Below are 23,076 nucleotides of genomic sequence, written 5' to 3' on the forward strand. Positions count from 1 at the left end.
TCCGACACCTGTCTCACCCGCGAGACAGGTTCACGCGATGGCGATCCCGCCTGCGTTGAATCGAATCCTCAGCATCCCAAACTGTGACCCAGGCCCGGTCAGGAAATGCCGGGACGAGAGGAGGATCAAGACAATGCCGAACGACCAGACGCACGAATTCAAGGGCGTGGGCGTGCTGCCCTTTGCCAAACGCTATGACAACTTCATCGGCGGCACCTGGGTGGCGCCGAAATCGGGCAAGTATTTCATGAACACGACGCCCATCACCGGAGGCGAGATCGGCGAGATCGCCCGATCCGGTGCCGAGGATGTCGAGGCCGCCCTGGACGCCGCCCACGCCGCCCGGGACAAGTGGGGCCAGACCTCGGTCGCCGAACGGTCCAACATCCTCAACAGGATCGCCGACCGGATCGAATCCAATCTGGAACTGCTGGCCACCGCCGAGACCTGGGATAATGGCAAGCCCATCCGCGAGACGATGGCCGCGGACCTGCCGCTGGCGGTCGATCACTTCCGCTATTTCGCGGGCGTCCTGCGCGCGCAGGAAGGTGGCATTTCCGAGATCGACCATGACACCGTCGCCTATCACTTCCACGAGCCGCTGGGCGTGGTGGGCCAGATCATTCCGTGGAACTTTCCGATCCTGATGGCCACCTGGAAGCTGGCCCCGGCGCTGGCGGCGGGCAATTGCGTGGTGCTGAAACCGGCCGAACAGACCCCGGCGGGGATCATGGTCCTGATGGATCTGATCGCCGATCTGCTGCCGCCGGGCGTGCTGAACGTCGTCAACGGCTTCGGTCTGGAAGCGGGCAAGCCCCTGGCCTCCAGCAACCGCATCGCCAAGATCGCCTTCACCGGCGAGACGACGACCGGCCGGCTGATCATGCAATACGCGTCCGAGAACCTGATTCCGGTGACGCTGGAACTGGGCGGCAAGTCGCCGAACGTCTTCTTCCAGGACGTGGCCCGCGAGGATGACGATTTCTTCGACAAGGCGATCGAGGGTTTCGTGATGTTCGCGCTGAACCAGGGCGAGGTCTGCACCTGCCCGTCGCGCGCGCTGATCCACGAATCGATCTATGACAGGTTCATGGACCGCGCCCTGGCCCGCGTGAAGGCGATCAAGCAGGGCGATCCGCGCGATTCCGAAACGATGGTCGGCGCGCAGGCCAGCAGCGAGCAGAAGGAAAAGATCCTGTCCTATTTCGACATCGGCCGCAAGGAAGGTGCCGAGGTGCTGACCGGCGGCAAGGCGGCCGATCTGGGGGGCGATCTGTCCAGCGGCTATTATATCGAGCCGACGGTGCTGAAGGGCAACAACAAGATGCGGGTCTTCCAGGAAGAGATCTTCGGCCCGGTCGTGTCCGTGACCACCTTCAAGGACGATGACGAGGCGCTGTCGATCGCCAACGACACCCTCTACGGGCTGGGCGCAGGCGTCTGGTCGCGCGAGGCCAATACCTGCTATCGCTTCGGCCGCGCGATCAAGGCGGGCCGGGTCTGGACCAATTGCTATCACGCCTATCCGGCGCACGCGGCCTTCGGCGGCTACAAGCAATCGGGTATCGGGCGCGAGAACCACCGGATGATGCTGGACCATTACCAGCAGACCAAGAACATGCTGGTCAGCTACAGCCCCAAGAAGCTGGGCTTCTTCTGATGCCAGGCGGGGCGGCCCTTCGGGGCCGTCCCCTCCCCGCAACCTGCGGGGGCCTTGCGGCGTTGGGACATCACGTCTCCTCCCTGCCGGATCGTCCCGATGCCCAAGGATACCGAAAGCCCCATCCTCGATGCCGAGGACGCCGCCACCGGCGCCGGCCTGATCTATGTCAACGACGACATGCCGGGGATCACCCGCATCCGCGCGGGCAGGGGTTTTTCCTACCGCGATGCCAGGGGCCGCACGATCCGCGACAAGGCCGAACGCAAGCGTCTGGCCGCGCTGGCCATCCCGCCGGCCTACGAGGATGTCTGGATCTGCCCCGACCCGCGCGGCCACATCCTTGCGACGGGGCGCGATGCGAAGGGGCGCAAGCAATACCGCTATCACCCCGATTTCCGCGAGGTGCGCGACAGTGCGAAATACGATCACATGCTGGAATTCGCGACCGCCTTGCCCCGGATCCGCCGCCAGGTGGACAAGGACATGGGCCGCCGTGGCCTGCCCGCCGAAAAGGTTCTGGCCACGATCGTCTGGCTGCTGGAAAACACCATGATCCGCGTCGGCAACAGCGGCTATGTCAAGGAGAACAGGTCCCACGGCCTGACCACCCTTCGCGACCGCCATGTGACCTTCGCCGGGTCCGAGGTGCGGTTCCGCTTCAAGGGCAAGGGCGGCAAGGAATGGGATCTGGATATCCGCAACGCCCGCGTGGCGAAAATCGTCCGCGCCGCCCAGGACATTCCGGGCCAGCACCTGTTTCAGTATCTCGACGAGGACGGCCAGCGACGCGAGGTCAGTTCGACCGAGGTCAACGATTACCTGCGCGGCATTTCCGGGCGCGAGGTGACGGCCAAGGATTTCCGCACCTGGACCGGCACCGTGCTGGCCGCGCTGGCGCTGGCGGAATACGAGGCCGCCGACAGCGAGGCCGCCGCCCGGGCCAATGTCCGCGAGGCGATCGAGACCGTCGCCGCGACCCTGGGCAACACGCCCGCGATCTGCCGCAAATGCTATGTTCATCCGCAGATCATCGACGCCTATCTGTCGGGCGGGTTGAAGCTGGAACTGCGCGAGAAGATCGCGGACAATCTGAAAAAGCCGGATCTGCGACCCGAGGAAAAGCAGGTCCTGACATTCCTCAGGAGGAGGTTGAAATCATGAGCACCGTCACCGCGACACCGGAAGCCCTGCAACTGATCGAGGAAATCACGGCCGATCACGGGCCGGTCCTGTTCCACCAGTCGGGCGGATGCTGCGACGGGTCCAGCCCGATGTGTTACCCGCAGGACGACTTCAAGGTCAGCGAACGCGACGTGAAGATCGGCGAGATCGGCGGCGCGCCCTTCTATATCTCGGCCAGCCAGTACGAGACCTGGAAACATACCGATCTGACCATCGACGTGGTGCCCGGCCGGGGCGGCATGTTCAGCCTGGATAACGGGCGCGAAAAGCGGTTCCTGACCCGTTCGGACCTGTGCGCGACCTGACCCGCGGTCCCGCGATTGTGAAGCCGCGACCGATCGCCTATAAGCTGCGCGTCCCCCTGGAGGTTCGATCATGGCGCACAGCATCTTCATCGACGGCGAATCCGGCACGACGGGTCTGCAGATCCGCGACCGCCTGCTGGGCCGCGACGATATCGCGCTGATCCAGATCGACCCGGAACGCCGCAAGGATGCCGATGCCCGGCGCGAGGCCTTTGCCGCCGCCGACATCGCCATCCTCTGCCTGCCCGATGATGCCGCGCGCGAGGCGGTGGATCTGACCCGCGATCTGGACGTGCGGCTGATCGACGCCTCGACCGCGCATCGGGTCGATGAAAACTGGGTCTATGGCTTCGCGGAACTGGCCCAAGGTGTCCGCGACCAGATCGCGGGCGCGCGGCTGCTCAGCAATCCGGGCTGCTATTCGACCGGCGCCATCGCGATCATCGCGCCGCTGATCGCGGCCGGCCTGATCGACGAGGAAGAGGCCGTCGCCATCAACGCGGTCAGCGGCTATACCGGCGGCGGCAAGGCGCTGATCAGCGAATATCACGATGGCGGCGCGCCGGCGCATTTCGTCTATGGCCTTGCGCAGAACCACAAGCACATCCCCGAGATCATGGCCTATACCGGGCTTCTGGTGCAGCCGGTCTTTGCGCCTTCGGTCGGCAATTTCGCGCAAGGAATGGCGGTGCAGGTGCCGCTGCATCTGGATGAAAGCCGGACCCTTGCCGCCCTGCGCGAGGCCCTGTCCGACCATTATGCGGGCCAGCAATTCGTCGCGGTCGAAAGCCCGGAGGCGATCGGCGCGCGAATCGTTCCGACGGCGCTGAACGGCACCAACATGATGCGGATCAGCGTCCATGGCGACGATTCGCTGGGTTGCGCGACGCTGGTCGCGGTGCTGGACAATCTGGGCAAGGGCGCGTCCGGCGCGGCGGTGCAGAACATGAACCTGATGCTGGGCCTGCCGGAAGAGACCGGGCTATAGGCCGCAGGGCCCCGGCGCGGCGCAGCGGGACCCCTTGTCCTATCGGGCCTGATCCGACGATTGCGGCAGCGCGAAAGCCACCAGCTGATCCCCCACCTGGGGCTTGACGATCGAGTTTCCGCCCGCGGTGAAGACGACATATTCGCGGCCCTTGTAGTCATAGACCGCCGGAATGGACACGGCCGGGGCATCGACCTGCGCCTTCCACAGGACCTTGCCGGTCTTCGCATCCAGGGCCCGGACCCGCGCATCCATCGAGGCACCGATGAAGATCAGCCCCGATTTGGTCAGAACCGGGCCCCCAATGGTGGGTGAACCCCAGCTTTCGGGCATGTAGAAGCCCCATTTCTGCACCTGGCCGAAAGGTTCCTTCCACAGCGTTTCGCCGGTCTTCAGATCGACCGCCGACATCGTGCCATAGGGCGGTTTCCAGCAGGGCATGCCCAAGGGATTGAGGAAATTGGTCAGCCGGAACCCGTATGGCGCGCCGTTCTGGGGAAACAAGCCGCCCCCGGCCTCGCTGCCGCCCGAGGTCAGGCGGTCATATTCCTCGCGCGGGATCAGCTGATAGATCTGCACGATCTTCGAGCTGTTGACATAGTAGATGCCGGTCTCGGGATCGACCGTGCCGCCGCCCCACTGCATCCCGCCCGCCGTCGCCGGAAAGGTCAGTGTTCCCCGCAGCGAAGGCGGCGTATAGCGGCCCTCATAGCGCAGGTCGGCCGCCTTGGCCGAGCAGAAGCCGAACGAGGCCCAATCGGCCAGGCGGAACACGCCGCCCCAGTCATCAGCGGTCGCGGGTTCGGGCAGTCGCGTCATCGGCTGCGTCGGCGCGGCCTTCTCGCCCTCGACATCGCTGGCGGGGACGGGCATTTCCTCGATCGGATAGACCGGCTCGCCGGTCAGGCGGTTCAGGACGAAATAGAGGCCCATCTTGGTGGTGGCGACCAGCGCCGGAATCGTCTGGCCATCCTTCCGGATATCGACCAGCGTCGGGGCGGCGTTGATGTCGTAATCCCAGATGTCGTGATGGACCAGCTGGCGCGACCAGGCGACCCTGCCGGTCTCGACCTCCAGTGCGGTGATCGAGGTGGCTTGCGGAATCGGGTCCAGCCGGGTGCCGCCATAGAAATCCGGGCTGGGGCTGGACACGGGCAGATAGACCAGGCCGTTTTCCTCGTCCACCGACATGGCGGTCCAGACATTCGCGGTGCCGGTCAGTCCGTCATAATCCTGCGGGATCGACTGATAGGTCCATTTGCGCTTGCCGGTGCGCGCATCGACCGCGAACACCGATCCCAGAGGGTTCTCGGCATCGTACCAGTCCTTGCCGGCCCAGCCCATGATCAGCGTGTCGCCCGTCACCGTGGGCGGCTGCAACTGCGACAGCGGGAAATTGGCGTCGGGCTTGTTCCACTGGTTCACATCCAGGATCCCGGCATCGCCGAAATCCGGGCACAGCCTGCCGGTCTCGGCGTCCACGGCATGCAGGCGCGCATCCATCGTGCCGATATAGACCCGCTTGCTGCAGGGGCCGGTGCTGCCGTCGCTGGCCTGCCAATAGGCGACGCCGCGGTTCTTCAGCTCGGGCTGGGTCAGGGCCTTCAGTTCGGTCTGCGGATCATAGGTCCATTCGACCTTGCCCGTATCGGGCCGGACGGCCAGAATGCGATAGAAGGGCGTGCCGACATACAGCATGTCATTGGCCAGGATCGGGGTGGCCGACCAGACCGTGCCCGGAATATCGCCCGACCCGTCCGAGACGTCGCCCGTATGAAGCTCCCACGCCTTTTCAAGCTGGCCGACATTCTGGGGCGTGATCTGGGTCGAGCGGGCGTATTTCTGCGCCTTCAGATCGCCCTGAAAGGTGGGCCATTCGGTCTGTTGCGCCGCCGCCGGCAGGGCGAAGGCGGCCACAAGGGGAAGAATCGTCATCACGCGTGTCATCGGATCTACCTCGCGACCATGATGAAAACCGCCCAGCAGGCCATCAGCAGAACCATGCCAAGCACGATCAGCACGCTTTCAAGAAACCATGCCGCCAGCGCGGTCAGCGCCGCGCCGACCAGGATCATCACGGTCAGCGTCGTGCGCCAGGCGCCGGGGGCCATGCGGCCCACCGCGAAGGCGGTGATGGCCAGCACCAGCGATCCGCCCGTCACCAGCAATGCGCCGGGCGTTCCCCGGATGCCCGATTCGTGGCTGAAATAATCGACGAGGCCCACGACGACAGCCAGAACGGCCGGCAACGCCATCGCGGTCGCGACCAGTTCTTCGCGGGCGCTCTGCGGCGTCGCGGCATGAGAAACGGATGCTGACATGATGTCTCCTTTCCTGTCCGGGCCCGTCCGGTCGGCGCAAAGGCGCCGGCTGCCGGCGGGTCTGGAAAGGAAAGACCGGCAGAGACATGCCGGTTCCATCCCCGCCCGCGGCCGATACCGCAAACATCGCCCTGGATCACGGGGGCCTCAACCGGCGTCGCGGGTCGCGGCCGCACGGGCCCGCGCGCAGGAACCTATTCCGCCGTCTCGGCATAGCTGTCCAGCGGCGGGCAGGTGCAGACCAGGTTGCGGTCGCCATAGGCGTTGTCGACCCGCCCGACCGGCGGCCAGTATTTGTCCACGCGGAACGAACCGGCCGGAAAGCAGCCCTGTTCCCGGCTATAGGGCCGGTCCCAATCGGCGACCAGATCCTCGACCGTGTGCGGGGCGCGGCGCAGCGGGCTGTCCTCGGCGCCGATGCGTCCCTCGGCGATCTCGGTGATCTCGTCCCGGATCGCCAGCATGGCGGTGATGAAGCGGTCGATCTCGGCCTTGGTTTCGGATTCCGTGGGTTCCACCATCAGCGTGCCGGCGACCGGCCAGCTCATCGTGGGGGCGTGAAAGCCGTTGTCGATCAGCCGCTTGGCGATATCGTCCACGGTCACGCCATGGTCGGCAAAGGGCCGCGTGTCCAGAATGCATTCATGCGCCACCCGGCCGCGATTGCCCATGAACAGGATCGGATAGGCGCCCGCCAGACGGCTGGCGATGTAATTGGCGTTCAGGATCGCCACCCGTGTCGCCTGGGTCAGCCCCTCGCCCCCCATCATCAGGCAATAGGCCCAGGAAATCAGCAGGATCGAGGCGCTGCCATAGGGCGCGGCCGCGACCGCTCCGCTGCCATCCTCGCGCGGGTCGCCCGGCAGATGCGGGGCCAGATGCGCCTTGACGCCGATCGGGCCCATGCCCGGCCCGCCGCCGCCATGCGGAATGGCGAAGGTCTTGTGCAGGTTCAGGTGGCTGACATCGCCGCCGATCTCGGCCGGCTTGACCAGCCCGACCAGCGCGTTCAGGTTGGCCCCGTCGATATAGACCTGCCCGCCATGATCATGGGTGATCCGGCAGACCTCGCGCACGGTATCCTCGAAGACGCCATGCGTGCTGGGATAGGTGATCATCACCGCCGCCAGCGCGGTCCCGGCCTTGGCCGCCTTGTCGGCGAAATCCTCCAGGTCGATATCGCCATTGGGGGCGGATTTCACCACCACGACCTTCATGCCGCACATCTGTGCGCTGGCCGGGTTGGTGCCATGGGCGCTGGCCGGGACAAGGCAGACATCGCGCTGATCGTCGCCGCGCGACCGGTGCCAGGCCTGGATCGTCAGCAGCCCCGCATATTCGCCCTGCGCACCGCTGTTGGGCTGCATCGAGAAGGCGTCATAGCCGGTGATCTCGCACAGCTTGTCGGTCAGATCGCCGATCGCCTCGGCATAGCCCGCCGCCTGATGGCGCGGCGCGAAGGGATGCAGGCGGCCGAATTCAGGCCATGTGATCGGCATCATCTCGGCCGCGGCGTTCAGCTTCATGGTGCAGGAACCCAGCGGGATCATCGCCCGGTCCAGCGCCAGATCGCGGTCCGACAATCGGCGCATGTAGCGCATCATCTCGGATTCGGCGCGGTTCATGTGAAAGACGGGATGGGTCAGGTAGTCGCTGTCGCGCAGCAGATCGTCGGGGATTGCGGGCCGGTCGGCAGGGGCGGCGGGATCGTCGATCCCGAAGGCATCCAGCAGCCGCGCGATCACGCCCGCATCGGTCGTCTCGTCGAGGCTGATTCCGACGCGGTCGCGGCCCACGCGGCGCAGATTGATGCCGCGCTGTTCGGCGGCGGCCAGGATTCCGGCCTGACCCACGCCGACCTTGACCGTGATCGTGTCGAAGAACGCCTCGGGCGCGACCTCGGCCCCGGCGGCGCGCAACGCATTGGCCAGCGTCGCCGCATTCAGATGCACCCGCTGCGCGATGGCCCGCAGCCCCACCGGCCCGTGGAACACCGCATAGAAACTGGCCATCACCGCCAGCAGGGCCTGCGCCGTGCAGACATTGCTGGTCGCCTTCTCGCGCCGGATATGCTGTTCGCGGGTCTGCAACGACAGGCGATAGGCCTGATTGCCGCCGGAATCGACGGAGACGCCCACGATCCGGCCCGGCATGGCGCGTTTCAGCGCGTCCCGGCAGGCCATGAAGGCCGCATGGGGGCCGCCATAGCCCATCGGCACCCCGAATCGCTGGGCGCTGCCCACGGCAATGTCGGCGCCCATGGCGCCGGGTTCGCGCAGCAGGCAGAGGGCCAGCAGATCGGTAGCCACGATGGCCAGCGCCCTGGTCTCGTGCAGCGCCGCGATCTCGGGCGTCAGGTCGCGGACATGGCCATGGGTGCCGGGATACTGGAAGATCGCGCCGAAGACCTGATCGGCCTTCAGATCGCCGACCCCGCCCTTGAGGATGCGGATGCCAAGGGGCGCGGCCCGCGTCTCGATCACGGCGATGGTCTGGGGATGCAGATCATCGGCCACGAAGAAGGCATCGGCGCCGGACTTGGCCTGCCGGCGCGCCATCGCCATCGCCTCGGCCGCCGCCGTCGCCTCGTCCAGCAGGCTGGCATTGGCGACGGGCAGCCCGGTGAGGTCGGCGACCATGGTCTGATAATTCAGCAGCGCCTCCAGCCGGCCCTGCGCGATTTCGGGCTGGTAGGGGGTATAGGCGGTGTACCAGGCCGGGTTTTCCAGGATGTTGCGCTGGATCGCGGGCGGCGTGACGGTGCCGTAATAACCCTGCCCGATCAGGCTGGTCATGACGCGATTCCCGGCCGCGACCTCCTGCATCCGGGCCAGCAGCGCGGCCTCGGACAGGGCGGGCCAGTCCAGCGGACGGTCCTGCCGGATCGCCTTGGGCACGGTCTGGTCGATCAGCGCATCCAGGCTGTCCGCACCGATTGCCGTCAGCATCTCGGCCATCTCGTCGGGCGAGGGACCGATGTGACGGCGATTGGCGAAATCGTCGGGGTTGTAGTCGGTCGGTGTCCAGCTGCTCATCCGCATCTCCGTCGTGCAGCACCCGCCGGGCCTGCCTTGGTCGTCAAATATCCTCGGGGGGTCCGGGGGGCGAAGCGCCCCCGGCCTTCGCCGGGCCGCAGGCCCGGCCTCGGCTCTCATCCGATCAGGTCGTGATAGGCGGCCTCGTCCATGAAGCCGTCCGTCGCATCCGGTTCCGCCGGCTTGATGCGGAAGAACCAGGCCGCCATCGGGTCGTCGTTCACACCGCCGGGGGTCTCGGCCAGGTCGGCATTGATCGCCGTGATCACGCCCGCGACCGGCGCGCTGATGTCAGAGGCGGCCTTGACCGATTCGATCACCACGATCTCCTCGCCCGCCTCGACCTTGCGGCCCGTTTCGGGCAATTCGATGAACACCACGTCGCCCAGCTGCTCGCTGGCGTGCCGGGTGATGCCGACGGTGATCTCGCCGTCCTGCTCGCGCAGCCATTCATGATCTTCGGTGTATTTCAGCATGGGGTTCCTCAGCGTTTGTAAGAGGGCGTGATGAAGGGCAGGGGGGTGACGACGACCGGCAGCCGCTTGCCGCGCAACGCGGCAAAAAGCACCGCGCCATCGGCGATGTCCGACGGGATTCGCGCCATCGCGACGGGGCCGCCGACCGAGGGGCCGAAGCCGCCCGACGAGACCGCGCCGATCGCCTCGCCGCCCTCGGATCCGGCAAAGACCGGCACGCCTTCGCGGATCGGGGCGCGGCCTTCGGGACGCAGGCCGCGCCGGGTGACGGCGGCGCCGTCGGCCAGCTGCGCCAGCACCGGATCCGCGCCCGGAAATCCGCCCGCCCGCGCCCCGCCCCTGCGGCGGACCTTGGGGATGGACCAGCCCAGCCCGGCCTCGGCGGGCAGCACATCCTTGTCCATGTCATGTCCGTAAAGCGGCATTCCCGCCTCCAGCCGCAGGCTGTCGCGCGCGCCAAGGCCGATGGGCGCGACCCGGTCATCGGCCAGCAGGGCCTTGGCGAAGCGTTCCAGAACCGCCTCCGGGACCGAAATCTCGAACCCGTCCTCGCCGGTATAGCCCGAACGCGAGATCCACAGACCGGCCCCCTGCCAGTCCGCGGCCCGGCTGTCCATGAAGCGCATTCCCGTCGCGTCGGGGATCAGCGCGGACAGGACCGCCGCCGCCTCTGGGCCCTGCAGGGCCAGAAGCCCGCGATCCGTGACCGGCTGCACCGCGACACCGGCAAGGCCTTGAAGATGGGCGATGTCCTGATCGGCGCAGGCGGCATTGACGACCAGCAGATAGTGATCGCCGCGATTGGCGATCATCAGATCGTCCAGAATACCGCCAGCCGCATTGGTGAACAGGCCATAGCGCTGGCGTCCTTCCGGCAGTCCCAGAACATCGGCCGGGATCAGCTTTTCCAGCGCCAGCGCGGCGGTCTGGGGATTGCCGTCCAGCGGGCGCACCAGAACCTGTCCCATATGGCTGACATCGAACAGGCCGGCATGGGCGCGGCTGTGCAGATGTTCGGCCATCACGCCCATCGGGTATTGCACCGGCATCTCCCAGCCGGCGAAGGGCACCATCTTGCCGCCTTGGGCGACATGCAGATCGTAAAGCCCGGTCCGGCGCAGTTCCTGGCCCATCTGGCCCCCTCTTTCCTCGCCGGACAGCCGGCATCGTTTCGGCGGAAAACCCGCCCCGCGATGCCCCCTCTGTCCCTGCCCGCACCATCATGGCCGGGCGCCTGAGATCGTTATCCCTTCGGCGGGCCTTCCGGCCACTCTCCAGAGTTCTGACGGATGACGGTCCTTTGGCCTGAGAGTTCGCCGGGGCGGCTGCTCCTTCGGCACCGGCGCCGGGCCGGATTCTCCCGAAATCCTGTCCCGACAGCTATCCGCGCCCCGCGCCCGAGGCAAGCCCCTTGTCGCATGCGGTCGCGAAAGCGGCGCTTTCGGGCCGGCCGGACCGGGCGATTGACAGCATCGCCCGACCGCCCGACAAGATCGGTCATCCGCCGCCAGCCTCGAGGCCCGTCCTGTCGCGCAAGTTCTTCCAGATCGGTTTCAACAAATGCGGCACGACCTTCATCGCGCGTCTCTTCGCGATGAACGGCATTCCGACCGTGCATTGGGAGGAAAACGGACTGGCCGAGGATATCGCCTTCTCGAAGCTGTCGGGCCGGGCACCGCTGCAACCCTGGGCGCATGTGACGGCCTTCACCGACATGGAATCGGTGCGCTCGATCAACCTGCCCATCGTCGAGGCGTTCCGCGAATTCGCCTATCTGGACCGCAGCTTCCCGGGTTCGGTCTTCCTGCTGAACACGCGCCGGGTCGAGGACTGGATCATCAGCCGCTACCGGCATCGCGGCGGCCGCTATGCGCGCGCCTGCGCCCAGGCCCGCGGCGTCGGCCTGCCCGACCTGGCCGATCTGTGGCAGGCCGACTGGGACGCGCATCTGGCCGCCGTCCGCAGCCATTTCGCGGGCCGCCCGGAGCTGATCCAGATCGACATCGACAAGGCCGGTCCCGCCGATTACCGCGATGCGCTGGCGCCGTATTTCGACCTGCCGACCTGTCCGGACCTGCCGGGGCCGGGCCTGCGGCGCAAGCGGGCCGGCTATCTGCCGGCGCTGGACCGGATGCTGAACACCCCGCGCGCCGCCATCCCCGCCGCCGATCACGACCGCATCGCAGGCGGGCTTGCAGCCTTTGCCCGGCCGGCGCGGATACGGATGAAACCGGTGGGTTTCGCCGCCTGTTCCGGCCAGTTCGCCACCTTCGACGCGGCGACCGGCAAGGTCGCCGCGCGCGGTGGCGTGCCGCTGCCGATCCTGCCCGATGCCGGGCGGCGCTTTCACCTGGACCCGGCCTTTCCGCGCTGGATGAACGTCGCGGCGGCGGTGAACGACATCGCCGAGGTCGCGTCGCGGGGGCTTTACTACATCGACATGCAGCCAGCCTGCCGCGCCGGTGCCGGGGACGGTGCGCGGATCGGCCGCCCGATCCTGGCCCCCAGTCGCCGTGCCGGGGCCGAGAACGTGTTCCTGTGGCCCGCGCCGCGCGCGCATTGGCCGGGCAACGATGCCTTTCTGGGCAATCCCGACCGCGCCGATCCGCCCTTTCCGGACAAGCGGGACCGCGCCATCTGGCGCGGGGCGCTGTCGGACGATGCCGCAGAGGACGGTGCCCCGCCCGGGGCAGACCGTCTGGGCTTTGTCGCCGCCCATGCCGGATCGACCGATGTCGATGCCGCCTTCCTGCCCGGGGACCGCGCCGCGCTGGACCGGCGCGGGCATGGCGGCCTGGCCACCGGGCGCGCGGACGAGGCGTTTCTGCTGTCGCACCGCTATCTGATCTGCCTGGGCGGTGTGGCGGGACTTCGGGATTTCGCGGCCCTGGCCAATACCCGGTCCGTGGTGCTGAAAGAGGAAGACGACTGGCAAGGCTTTCATTCCGGCCTGTTCCAGCCCTGGCGGCACTATGTCCCGCTGGCGCAAGGCTGCGGCGATCTGGCGGAAAGACTGGCCTGGGCACGGGCCAACCCGGCGGAATGTGGGCGCATCTCGGAACGGGCGCGGGCAATCTGCGCGGCGCTGGCCGATCCGGACCTGCGCCGCCGGCACCTGACGCGGGTCTTGCAGGATTACCGCGCCGCGACCGGGCAGTGATCGTCAGCTTCTGGGAAAGACGAAGACCCGGTCGCGGCGCAGCATCAGCCACATGGGCGTGCCTTCGGGCGGCAGGAACACCCCCGGCACGGTCGCGATCAGCGCGATGCCGCCCTGGTCGGTCCGGAATTCGACCAGCGATTCCCGGCCCAGATAACGGGCGCGGGTCACACGGGCGCGGGCGGCGGTGCCGTTCTCGATCGTGGGCGCGGGGCCCTGGCCGGCCCGGTCGAAATCGATCTTCAGATGCTGCGGGCGGATCACGATGTCCACCTCGCTGCCGTCGGGAACGCCCGGCGTCAGGAATTGCCCGAAGGGCGTGTCGGTCAGCGCGCCCTGGACACGGCCGGTCAGGACATTGATATCGCTGAAGAATGCGGCAGCCTGGCGGTCAACCGGCGCATTGTAGAGATTATAGGGCGCGCCGTGCTGCATGATCCGGCCGTGGCGCATCAGCAGGATCTGGTCCGCCATCCGCATCGCCTCTTCCGGTTCGTGCGTGACCAGCAGGACGGCGGCGCCTTCCTCTTTCAGCAGCGACAGGGTCTCGTCGCGGATGCCGTCGCGCAAACGCTCGTCAAGGCCGCTGAAGGGCTCGTCCATCAGCAGCACGCGCGGTCGCGGGGCCAGCGCGCGGGCCAGGGCGACGCGCTGCTGTTCGCCCCCGGACAATTCGTGCGGATAGCTGTCGATATGATTGTCCATCTCCACGCGTTCCAGCAGTTCCAGCACGCGGCCGCGATTGGCGGCAAAGCGGCCCTTCAGCCCGAAGGCCACGTTCTCGCTGACCGGCAGATGCGGGAACAGCGCGAAGTCCTGAAACATCAGCCCGATGGCGCGGCGCTCGGGCGGGATGCGGAAATGCGTGTCGCAGACCAGCCCGCCATCGACGAAGATGCATCCGCTGTCCTGCATGTCCACGCCCGCGACGATCCGCAGCGTCGTGGATTTGCCGCATCCCGACGGTCCCAGCAGGCAGGCGACCTCGCCGGCGCCGATTGTGAAGGATACCTCATCCACGACGCGCTGCCCGTCGAAGGCACGGACGAGGTTCTGAACCTCGAGTCGGGGCGGAATGGTCACGGGACTGGCCGATTCTTTTGGTCAGGTTTCGCCTGCCCTAGCAGGGGCAGGCGAAACCCGCAAGTTCGGCTCAGATCGTCACGTTCAGGGCGCCGCCGTCCAGCAGGACGTTCTGACCGACGATAAAGCGGGCCTGCTGGCTGCACAGGAAGGCGCAGGTGGCGCCGAAATCGTCGGCGCGGCCATAGGTGCCGGTCGGGATCGCGGATTGGCGCTGTTTGCGGGCCTCGTCGATGCTGATGCCCTGCCGTTCCGAAACACCCTTGTCCAGGCTGTCGGCGCGGTCGGTGGCGTGGATGCCGGGCAGGATGTTGTTGACACAGACGCCGTGGCCGGCCACCTGCCGCGACATGCCGGCGACGAAACCGGTCAGCCCCGCGCGCGCCGTGTTCGACAGGCCCAGCGCCGGGATCGGCGAGCGGACCGATTGCGAGGTGATGTTGACCACCCGGCCCCAGCCGCGCCGCATCATGCCCGGAACAAGCGCCTGCATCAGCGCGATGCCGGTCATCATGTTCGCGTCGATGGCCCGGATGAAATCGTCGCGGTCCCAGTCGGTCCAGTTGCCCGGAGGCGGCCCCCCGGCATTGGTCACGAGGATGTCGGTCTCGCCCGCCGCCTCCAGCACCCTGGCGCGGCCCTCTTCGGTCGTGATGTCGGCGGCGACCGGGATGACGGAAACGCCGTATTTCTCGGCAATGTCACGGGCGGTCTGGGTGATCTGCGCCTCGGTCCGGCTGTTGATGACCAGATCGACCCCGGCCTCGGCCAGCGCCTCGGCGCAGCCGCGGCCCAACCCTCTGGAGGCGGCGCAGACCAGCCCCCGCTTGCCCTTGATGCCCAGATCCATCGCGTCCTCCTGTGGCGGTTTCGCGCCGCAGCAAACGCGGCCGGCGCGGGATTGTCAAATCTCGGGCAGGCGGCTTCGCCCGTTGGCGCCTGCGGGGCGGAACAGGATCGTCCGGCCGGGATGAAGCGCCGGCCCTAGCGTCTTTCGGCGGCGTCGCGGATGGCGCGGATGTTGTCGCCGTAGATCTGCGGGCGATCGACCGATCCGCCCTTGAACACCGCCGATCCGGCAACCAGCACATCCGCGCCCGCCTTGGCGACCAGCGGAGCGGTTCCGGGGTCCACGCCGCCATCGACCTGAATGCGGATGGGCCGGTCGCCGATCATGCCGCGCAGGCGGGCGATCTTGTCCAGCTGACCGTGAATGAACTTCTGCCCGCCGAAGCCCGGATTGACCGTCATGATCAGCACCATGTCGCACAGATCCAGCAGATATTCCACGGCTTCCAATGCTGTCCCGGGATTGAGCGCGATGCCCGCCTTCCTGCCGGTGGCACGGATCGCCTGAAGCGTGCGGTGCGGATGCGGACCGGCCTCGACATGGGCGGTGATCGAGTCGGCGCCCGCTTCGGCATAGGCCTCGATGAAGGGATCGACCGGCGCGATCATCAGGTGGACATCCATGAAGGTCGTCACATGCGGTCGGAACGCCCTGACAGCCGGCGGGCCGAAGGTCAGGTTCGGCACGAAATGACCGTCCATGACATCGACATGAACCCAATCGGCACCCTGGTCCTCGATCGCCCGGATTTCGGCCCCGAAATCGGCGAAGTCGGCGGACAGGATCGATGGCGCGATCCGGATCTTGCGTTCGAAACTCATGGCGAGCCTTCCTGACATCACGTTGCCGTCTGCTGCCCGGTTGCGCGCTTGCCGTCAAGTCCGGCGCTGCGGCGCAGCCGCGAAGGCCCCTGGCCGGAACCGGCGCGGCCTGATGGCCGGCCCGATGATTTCAGCCTGGGTCGCGGAAGGGCCGGTGCCTGTGTCAGCTTGCCTCGCGAAGGGCATCGATCTCGCTGGCCAGGGCCGAGGCGCCGCCCTCGAAGATCAGCCGCGTGCCATCTTCGCCCGCTTCGGCTTCGACGATGCGGGCATAGACGCCGACCGGATCCTCGCGGATCACCTCGCCCTCGCGCAGGCTTTCGGTGATGAAGGAATATTGTCCATCGGGCAGTTTCGCACCCAGATCGTCCCGGCCGAACCAGTCGATCTGCCCGCTGCCCGGGCCGATCTCTTCCCGGCTGATCACCTGCCCGCTGCCGTTCAGCGTCACCAGCGTGACGCTGTCGGCTGCCGGATCCGGCGACAGATCCAGCGTCAGCGCCTTGTCGCCGAACTTGACCGCCGAGGTCGTGCGCGCCTCCTTGCCGATCATCTCGGCCATCTGGCCAAGACCACCGCCGCCGCCCATCTGCGCGACCATCTGCGCCAGCAGCTTGTTCGTCTGCGCCTGCTGCTCGACCCCCGAAAAGGTCGCAAGCTGCACCGCGAATTCGGTTCCCTCCATCGGGTTCAGCGGGTTCTGATTCTTCAATTGCGACGTCAGCATCTTCAGGAAAGTGTCGAAATCAGTGCCCGAACCCGGCGCGGCGGTGGCGCCAGCGGCGCCTTGTGCCGTGGTTCCGGCAGTGTTGGAAATGGCCGAAATCATGATCTCTCCCTCTACAATCTGATGTCGAGCCGGCCAAGGCCGGACATCCATGGCCCGGCCGACGTGGCGATGGCCGTCTGCATCACCAGGCCCGTCGGCCCGTCGCCGAAATCCGGCAGATTCTGCCCTGCCGGGTTCCGGTCCTGTTCGCCGCTGCCGCGATGATCGAATTCCAGAGTCGCATCCTCGACGCCGACATCGATGAACTGCTCGATCAGCATCGTTGCATTGCGACGCAGCATGTCCATCACCTCGGGCCGTTCCGCCCAGATCACGACATGCGGCGCATGGTCGCGACCGCTCAGTGTCATGCGGACCCGGCCCAATTCTTCCGGAGACAGGGCGATCTCGATGCGATCATCGCGCTGCCGGACGACCGCGTCCGCGATCTGCCTGATCGCCGCGCCGGGATCGTGGCGCGGCAGTTGCGGTTTCTGGCCCGGGGCGTCGCTGAAATCGATGGAAATCAGACCCGGATCGGACAGCCGCAGCATCGCCGGATCGGTGGAAAAGGGCCCCGGCACCGCGGCCCGGTCCTGCGCCAGAGGCGATGCGGCCTGCCCATTGCCCCCGGACCCGTCGGCCGAAAGCCCGGACCCGTCGGCCGAAAGCCTGGACCCGTCGGCCGAAAGCCTGGTCTCGGCGATGCGCCCCTCGGTCCCGCGAGCCGTCTCGCCCTGGCGATTCGCGCCATCACCTTCCGATTCCGTCTGGATCTCATCCGTTCGATCGCCGCCGCCAGTCAATTCCGAATCGGCGCGCGGTATCGTAGCCGATGCCGCCGAGGGGGGCTGTGTGTTCCCGCTCCTCGGCCGATCGGGCCCGAATTCCGGCAGGGCCTCGTCCGGAATGTCAGCCGTGATCATCGCCTCGCCGTTCGTCCCCACGCGGTCATCGCTCACGATGTTCTGCACAATCGGCGCGGTTCCGGAAATGGCGGTTTCCGCCGCGGCCCGATCCTGCGGCCGGGCGGCGGGCGCGATTTCCGACGTGATGCCCGACCAGGCCTCGATCATGCGTTGCAAGACATCGACCTGGGTCTGGGCCACGTCGCCATCGGTCGCTTCGTCGCCGTCCTCTGCATCGGATTCCGCGGCTTCGGCCGCGATTTCGGGCGATTCGGCGGCCTCTGCGCCAGGGGCCGGCTCGATCTCTCCGGTTTCATCGACGTTGTCGGCGAAAACCTGCCCGGCTGCCGGATCCGGTGCCGGCCGGATCGGCCGCGATGGTGTGCCCGACTCGTCGGGAAGGGACAAACTGGTGACGTCCATGATCTTCACCTCGATTTTTTTCACTCATAATCGAGAAGCGTTACCAATTATTTTACCCGTGACCCCTAGCCTGACGAAATCTGAAAATATCGGAGTTTTTCTGAAAATGCAGGTTGAGATGATCGGCGGTCCCAGCGGCCTGCCACGCCCCGCGGCCACATCGGCGGACAGGCTGGAACAGGCTTTTCTGGAGGAAATGCTGAAATATTACGGGCCGTCGTCGGGCCAGGGCGATTTCGGTGGCGGGATCGGTGAGGAGCAGTTCGGCAGTTTTCTCAGCCGCGAATGGGCGGGATTGATGGCGGAGCGCCTGGATCTGGGATTCGGCGCGATGCTGAACGAGGGACAGGCATGAAATCGCGGTTTCTCAGGAAATTGACCGATCTGAAATCGGCCGTGATCGCGGCCGATCCCGTTGCCGCGACAGCCTGTCTCGAGGATCTGGCCCATATGGCGCGGCGCGGCCTCGGCGTGGAAGAACGCGCGCAGGCGGAAACAAGCCTGTCGGAGATCCGCGATCTGGCACAGGCGTCCGAACGCGGTGCGCGCCAGGCGATCGAGCAGATTCGCGCCATCGTCGAGGCCGCGCGATCTCTCCAGACCTATGACAGTGCGGGGCGCCGTCACGCGACATCGACGACGGCCCCGGCGCCGCATCGCTTTTAGATAAAATGCGCCGCGAAGAGGCTTTGAGATAAGGGGGCCGGTTCACTAGTTGTAAACCGCAGGCCGATATGAAGGTGGCCGTGCCGCGAACGGTGCGGGGCGAAGATGCCCGACGGGTCAGAAGGCCAGAACCCTACGCAATCGCGGGCGCAAAGCGCCCCAATTCAAGGAGGACAACATGTCCAGCATTCTGACCAACCAGGGCGCCATCGTTGCGCTGCAGACGCTCAAGAGCATCAATTCCGGTCTGAACAAGGCCCAGTCGGAAATCTCGACCGGCAAGGCCATCGGCAGCGCCAAGGACGATGCCGCGATCTGGGCGATCTCGAAAACGATGGAAGCCGATGTCAGCGCTTTCAAGGCGGTTTCGACCAGCCTGAATACGGCAAAAGCCACGGTCGAGACCGCCCGCAGTGCGGCGGAGCAGATCACCGAGAAGCTGAAGGGGATCAAGGACAAGGTCGTGACGGCCCAGTCGGCCTCCTCCAGCGACCGCGTCAAGCTGCAGGACGACATCGAGTTGATGAGCAAGCAGATCGAATCGATCGTCAACGCGGCCCAGTTCAACGGCGTCAACCTGATCGATGGCACCAGCACCGCCACCTACGACATGGTATCGTCGCTGGATCGTGTGGGCTCGACCGTCAACGTGTCGAAGATCCAGGTGGATCGCCAGGATCTTTCGATGGCCGGCGCGGTTGCCGCGACCTTCGGCGGAACAGCGGTCACCGATACGTCTATCATCAACAATGGCGGGACCGCGGCCGGAACTGCCGACACTGTCGGCGGTGGCAGTGTCCAGACCATCAAGATCGCCTCGGTCGGCTCGGGCTACAGCTATCGGCTGACGCTCGATGACAGTGCAAACCAGAACGTCCTGGGCTCACGGACCTTCGACTATGTCGCGAAGCCCAGCGACAGCACCAGCGACATTGCCAACGCGCTGGGCCAGGCTCTGCAGAATAATCTGATGGCCAACGGGATCACCCAATACAGCGTGACCCGGGTCGGCGACGAAATCCGCCTGACCAACAACCTTGCTGCCGGCGTCGGCAACGATATCGACGTGACCGCGGTGACCGCGACGGGCGGCACGCCCGCCTCGGGCGGGGGCATGGCCGATCTGGCAGGCTTCGACGTGACCAGCGATGCCGGCGCCGCCGACGCGCTGACCAAGGTCGAAGGTCTGCTCAGCACCGCGATCGACGCGGCTGCGGCTCTGGGTTCGGCGCAGAACCGGATCGAAACCCAGAACGACTTCGTCGGAACGCTGACCGATCTGATGAAGACCGGCATCGGTTCGCTTGTCGATGCCGACATGGAAGAGGCATCGGCTCGGCTGCAGGCACTGCAAACCCAACAGCAGCTTGGCATCCAGGCATTGTCGATCGCCAATCAGGCGCCCTCGTCGATCCTGGCCCTGTTCCGCTGATCCGGGCTTGATCCGCTTCCGGGGCGCCCGCGGGCGCCCCGGCCCCACACCACCCAGCCATACCGGGATCCAAGACATTGAATGCGTTGACTTCACAGTCCGAATACGGTTACGGCGCGCCCAACCTGCGCCCGGCCCGAGAACTCGAATACGACGCCTTTTCACGGGTGACGCGCATGATGCGCCAATCCCAGGCACCAGGATGCGAGACGGGCATGATCGCAGCCATTCACAAGAACAAGGAATTGTGGATGATACTGGCTGCGGACCTGGCCGACCCGGGCAACGGCCTGCCCGACGCTTTGAAGGCGCAGCTTCTGTCGCTTGCGCGGTTTTCGTTGCGTCACTCCGATCGCGTTCTCGCCGGCAACGCGACAAGCGCGGTGCTGATCGACGTCAATATCTCGATCATGAAGGGCCTGCGCGGCGAGGTAAGGGCATGAGCGGCCTTGTCCTCAAGCTGGGCCCCGGTGAGCGTGTGCTGATCAACGGCGCCGTCATCGAGAATGGCGAGAAGCGGTCGAAGATCTCGATCAAGACGCCGAACGTGAACGTGTTGCGGTTGAAGGATGCGATTCATCCCGACAATGCCAGGACACCTGTGTCGCGCGCCTGCTATATCGCGCAGCTGATGCTGTCCGGCGATGCCGCGCCGGAGGAGGGGCGGCGGCAATTGCTGGTCTCGATCGAGGCGCTGAGCCAGGTGTTCGATGATCGTGACAGCCGCCTTGTTCTTGCCGAGGCGACCGACCATGCGCTGGCCGGCGCGCCCTATCCGGCGATGCGAAAGCTGCGCGAGTTGTTGCCGCGAGAAGCGCGGCTTTTCGCGGCGCGCCCGAATTGAGGTCCCGATGACAAACGCTGCGATCAATCTGGGCATCGGCGGCATCGCGGGATGGCGCATCCTGCAACGCACCGAGGCGAGTCAGGTGCAGGCGATCGCGCAGGATCCGGTCGTTCAGCGCTCGACGGCGTATTTTCGCGAGAATACTGCTTCGGGCATCACGGCCGAGGATCTGGTCGGCAATTACCGGCTGCTCAGCGTCGCGCTGGGCGCCTTTGGTCTGGAAGACGATTTGCCGAACAAGGCCTTTCTCCGCAAGATTCTGGAATCCGATGTCGGCGACCAGACATCGCTGGTCAATCGTCTCAGCGACAAGCGCTATCTTCGGCTGGCCCAGGCGATGGGGATGGAGGAAGGAGGGAACGCTTCCGCCAATCTGGGCGAACGCATATCCGAAGCCTATCTCGAACGCGAATTCGAACGTCGCGTGGGCGAAGGTGACGAATCGCTGCGCCTGGCGCTGAATGCGCGGCGCGAACTGGAATCCATGAGGGAACGCACATCCTCCAACAACACCTTGTGGTATGAAGTCCTGGGCAACCCGCCGTTGCGCGAAGTATTCGAAAAGGCGTTCGGTTTCGGCAGCGATTACGGAAAGCTCTCGGTCGATCGACAGCTGGAGGAATTCACCAAGGCTTCAGAACGCTATCTTGGAAGCGCGGATTTCAAGGATATTGCCAGCGATGCCGGGATCGATCGCTTGGTCACATCCTACCTGGCGCGCTCGCAGATCACCACGACCTTTGCCCAGAACCGCTACAGCACCGCGCTGACGCTTCTGACATCCTGACGCCGGATTCGCCCCTTCGAAACGCGCCGCTCTTCGGCGCATTTCGCCGGTTCTTGCGAACTTGCATCGCCAAAGGCTCTGCTCTGGTCTACACGGACGCTCGGTGCGCGACAGCCCTTGGCGTCTGCAAGCCTGTCTCGCCGGCGACCGAGGCCGCCACGCGCCCTTGCACATGAGACGCGCTTGGCTATAACCCCGGACGATTTGCGCCGATCCCAGACAGCCCGGAGGCTTGCATGCCGAAAAGAACCGATATCAAGTCGATCCTGATCATCGGGGCCGGGCCCATCGTCATTGGTCAGGCCTGCGAATTCGACTATTCCGGCGCCCAGGCCTGCAAGGCGCTGCGCGAGGAAGGTTATCGCGTGATCCTGGTCAACTCCAATCCCGCCACGATCATGACCGATCCGGAAATGGCCGATGCGACCTATATCGAACCGATCACGCCGGCCGTGGTCGAAAAGATCATCGCCAAGGAACGGCCCGATGCGCTGCTGCCGACGATGGGCGGGCAGACCGGGCTGAACACCGCGCTGGCGCTGGCCGATAGCGGCGCGTTGAACCGCTACGGGGTCGAACTGATCGGCGCGCAGCGTTCGGCCATCGAAATGGCCGAGGACCGCAAGCTGTTCCGCGAGGCGATGGACCGGATCGGGCTGGAAAATCCGCGTGCCACGATCATCGCCGCCCCGAAACTGGCAAATGGCAGATACGACATCGCCGCCGGCGTCGCCCAGGCGGTCGAGGCGCTGGCGGATATCGGCCTGCCCGCGATCATCCGCCCGGCCTATACGCTGGGCGGCACGGGCGGCGGCGTGGCCTATAACCGCGACGATTATGAAGGCATCGTGCGCGCGGGGCTTGACGCCTCGCCCGTGGCACAGGTGCTGATCGACGAAAGCCTTCTGGGCTGGAAGGAATACGAGATGGAGGTGGTGCGCGACCGCGCCGACAATGCCATCATCGTCTGTTCGATCGAAAACGTCGATCCGATGGGTGTCCATACCGGCGATTCGATCACGGTGGCGCCCGCGCTGACGCTGACCGACCGCGAATATCAGCGGATGCGCAACGGTTCGATCGCGGTCCTGCGCGAGATCGGGGTCGAGACCGGCGGATCGAACGTGCAATGGGCGATCAACCCCGAGGATGGCCGGATGGTGGTGATCGAGATGAACCCGCGTGTGTCGCGGTCCTCGGCGCTGGCTTCGAAGGCGACCGGGTTTCCCATCGCCAAGATCGCCGCGAAACTGGCCGTCGGCTATACGCTGGACGAACTGGACAACGACATCACCAAGGTCACGCCGGCCTCGTTCGAGCCGAGCATCGACTATGTCGTGACCAAGATCCCGCGCTTCGC

Annotated in this window: 22 protein-coding genes and 1 riboswitch; of the genes, 12 read left to right on the forward strand and 10 right to left on the reverse strand. The window is 66.1% G+C overall.

Annotated elements, in window-relative coordinates; all coding sequences use genetic code 11:
* Nucleotides 1-133 precede the first annotated feature (133 nt).
* From adh to argC, 4 genes are all read left to right on the forward strand, one after another.
* A complete protein-coding gene (gene adh / locus B4A72_RS04295) occupies nucleotides 134-1,660 on the forward strand; it encodes an aldehyde dehydrogenase (protein ID WP_292954098.1) in 1,527 nt (508 codons plus the stop codon).
* A 99-nt stretch (nucleotides 1,661-1,759) separates the two neighbouring features.
* Nucleotides 1,760-2,824, forward strand: coding sequence for a DNA topoisomerase IB (locus B4A72_RS04300; RefSeq protein ID WP_292954095.1), 1,065 nt, complete (start codon nucleotides 1,760-1,762; stop codon nucleotides 2,822-2,824).
* Nucleotides 2,821-3,150: a DUF779 domain-containing protein gene (locus B4A72_RS04305; protein WP_292954092.1), complete on the forward strand. Its 330-nt coding sequence runs from the start codon at nucleotides 2,821-2,823 to the stop codon at nucleotides 3,148-3,150. Before B4A72_RS04300 ends, B4A72_RS04305 begins: the two co-directional genes overlap by 4 nt.
* Before the next feature lie 70 nt (nucleotides 3,151-3,220).
* Complete coding sequence (gene argC, locus B4A72_RS04310) at nucleotides 3,221-4,138, forward strand: N-acetyl-gamma-glutamyl-phosphate reductase (RefSeq protein ID WP_292954089.1); 918 nt, start codon at nucleotides 3,221-3,223, stop codon at nucleotides 4,136-4,138.
* A 39-nt stretch (nucleotides 4,139-4,177) separates the two neighbouring features.
* Here the strand turns inward: argC and B4A72_RS04315 are convergent, their stop codons facing one another.
* From B4A72_RS04315 to gcvT, 5 genes are all read right to left on the reverse strand, one after another.
* Complete coding sequence (locus B4A72_RS04315) at nucleotides 4,178-6,073, reverse strand: pyrroloquinoline quinone-dependent dehydrogenase (RefSeq protein ID WP_292954086.1); 1,896 nt, start codon at nucleotides 6,071-6,073, stop codon at nucleotides 4,178-4,180.
* Between the two features lie 17 nt (nucleotides 6,074-6,090).
* Complete coding sequence (locus tag B4A72_RS04320; protein ID WP_292954083.1) at nucleotides 6,091-6,459, reverse strand: hypothetical protein; 369 nt, start codon at nucleotides 6,457-6,459, stop codon at nucleotides 6,091-6,093.
* A gap of 194 nt (nucleotides 6,460-6,653) precedes the next feature.
* Nucleotides 6,654-9,494 carry an aminomethyl-transferring glycine dehydrogenase gene (gcvP, locus tag B4A72_RS04325; RefSeq protein ID WP_292954080.1) on the reverse strand — a complete coding sequence of 947 codons (2,841 nt, stop codon included), beginning with the start codon at nucleotides 9,492-9,494 and terminating at the stop codon, nucleotides 6,654-6,656.
* Between the two features lie 116 nt (nucleotides 9,495-9,610).
* Nucleotides 9,611-9,970, reverse strand: a complete 360-nt coding sequence (gene gcvH / locus B4A72_RS04330; protein WP_292954077.1) for a glycine cleavage system protein GcvH — start codon at nucleotides 9,968-9,970, stop codon at nucleotides 9,611-9,613.
* Nucleotides 9,971-9,978: 8 nt separating this feature from the next.
* Complete coding sequence (gcvT, locus tag B4A72_RS04335) at nucleotides 9,979-11,103, reverse strand: glycine cleavage system aminomethyltransferase GcvT (RefSeq protein ID WP_292954074.1); 1,125 nt, start codon at nucleotides 11,101-11,103, stop codon at nucleotides 9,979-9,981.
* Between the two features lie 150 nt (nucleotides 11,104-11,253).
* Nucleotides 11,254-11,343: riboswitch (glycine riboswitch) on the reverse strand.
* 38 nt (nucleotides 11,344-11,381) lie between these two features.
* On the opposite strand from gcvT, the gene B4A72_RS04340 reads away from it, so the two are divergent.
* Complete coding sequence (locus B4A72_RS04340) at nucleotides 11,382-13,130, forward strand: glycosyl transferase family 90 (protein WP_292978141.1); 1,749 nt, start codon at nucleotides 11,382-11,384, stop codon at nucleotides 13,128-13,130.
* Nucleotides 13,131-13,133: 3 nt separating this feature from the next.
* Here the strand turns inward: B4A72_RS04340 and B4A72_RS04345 are convergent, their stop codons facing one another.
* The 5 genes from B4A72_RS04345 to B4A72_RS04365 form a co-directional block, all read right to left on the reverse strand.
* Nucleotides 13,134-14,213, reverse strand: coding sequence for an ABC transporter ATP-binding protein (locus B4A72_RS04345; protein WP_292954068.1), 1,080 nt, complete (start codon nucleotides 14,211-14,213; stop codon nucleotides 13,134-13,136).
* A 70-nt stretch (nucleotides 14,214-14,283) separates the two neighbouring features.
* The gene (locus B4A72_RS04350) at nucleotides 14,284-15,063 is read right to left on the reverse strand and encodes an SDR family oxidoreductase (RefSeq protein WP_292954066.1); all 780 of its coding nucleotides are present in this window, start codon (nucleotides 15,061-15,063) and stop codon (nucleotides 14,284-14,286) included.
* Between the two features lie 134 nt (nucleotides 15,064-15,197).
* Entirely contained in the window at nucleotides 15,198-15,884 is a 687-nt protein-coding gene (gene rpe / locus B4A72_RS04355; protein WP_292954063.1) for a ribulose-phosphate 3-epimerase, read from the reverse strand.
* A gap of 163 nt (nucleotides 15,885-16,047) precedes the next feature.
* Entirely contained in the window at nucleotides 16,048-16,713 is a 666-nt protein-coding gene (locus B4A72_RS04360; RefSeq protein ID WP_292954060.1) for a flagellar hook capping FlgD N-terminal domain-containing protein, read from the reverse strand.
* 11 nt (nucleotides 16,714-16,724) lie between these two features.
* Nucleotides 16,725-17,984, reverse strand: a complete 1,260-nt coding sequence (locus tag B4A72_RS04365) for a flagellar hook-length control protein FliK (protein ID WP_292978142.1) — start codon at nucleotides 17,982-17,984, stop codon at nucleotides 16,725-16,727.
* Between B4A72_RS04365 and B4A72_RS04370 the strand changes: the two genes are divergently transcribed.
* From B4A72_RS04370 to carB, 7 genes are all read left to right on the forward strand, one after another.
* Nucleotides 17,983-18,339, forward strand: a complete 357-nt coding sequence (locus B4A72_RS04370; protein ID WP_292954174.1) for a hypothetical protein — start codon at nucleotides 17,983-17,985, stop codon at nucleotides 18,337-18,339. The genes B4A72_RS04365 and B4A72_RS04370 overlap by 2 nt on opposite strands.
* Complete coding sequence (locus B4A72_RS04375) at nucleotides 18,336-18,650, forward strand: hypothetical protein (protein WP_292954054.1); 315 nt, start codon at nucleotides 18,336-18,338, stop codon at nucleotides 18,648-18,650. Before B4A72_RS04370 ends, B4A72_RS04375 begins: the two co-directional genes overlap by 4 nt.
* A 178-nt stretch (nucleotides 18,651-18,828) precedes the next feature.
* Entirely contained in the window at nucleotides 18,829-20,082 is a 1,254-nt protein-coding gene (locus B4A72_RS04380) for a flagellin (RefSeq protein WP_292954051.1), read from the forward strand.
* Between the two features lie 86 nt (nucleotides 20,083-20,168).
* Nucleotides 20,169-20,525: a flagellar biosynthesis regulator FlaF gene (gene flaF, locus B4A72_RS04385; protein WP_292954048.1), complete on the forward strand. Its 357-nt coding sequence runs from the start codon at nucleotides 20,169-20,171 to the stop codon at nucleotides 20,523-20,525.
* Entirely contained in the window at nucleotides 20,522-20,926 is a 405-nt protein-coding gene (gene flbT, locus B4A72_RS04390; protein ID WP_292954045.1) for a flagellar biosynthesis repressor FlbT, read from the forward strand. The genes flaF and flbT overlap by 4 nt, the downstream gene beginning before the upstream one ends.
* Nucleotides 20,927-20,933: 7 nt before the next feature.
* Complete coding sequence (locus B4A72_RS04395; protein WP_292954042.1) at nucleotides 20,934-21,716, forward strand: DUF1217 domain-containing protein; 783 nt, start codon at nucleotides 20,934-20,936, stop codon at nucleotides 21,714-21,716.
* Between the two features lie 236 nt (nucleotides 21,717-21,952).
* On the forward strand, nucleotides 21,953-23,076 hold a 1,124-nt coding region (carB, locus tag B4A72_RS04400; protein ID WP_292978143.1), incomplete at its 3' end, for a carbamoyl-phosphate synthase large subunit.

The sequence above is a fragment of the Paracoccus sp. UBA5162 genome, from assembly GCF_002413585.1.
Taxonomy (GTDB): Bacteria; Pseudomonadota; Alphaproteobacteria; order Rhodobacterales; family Rhodobacteraceae; genus Paracoccus.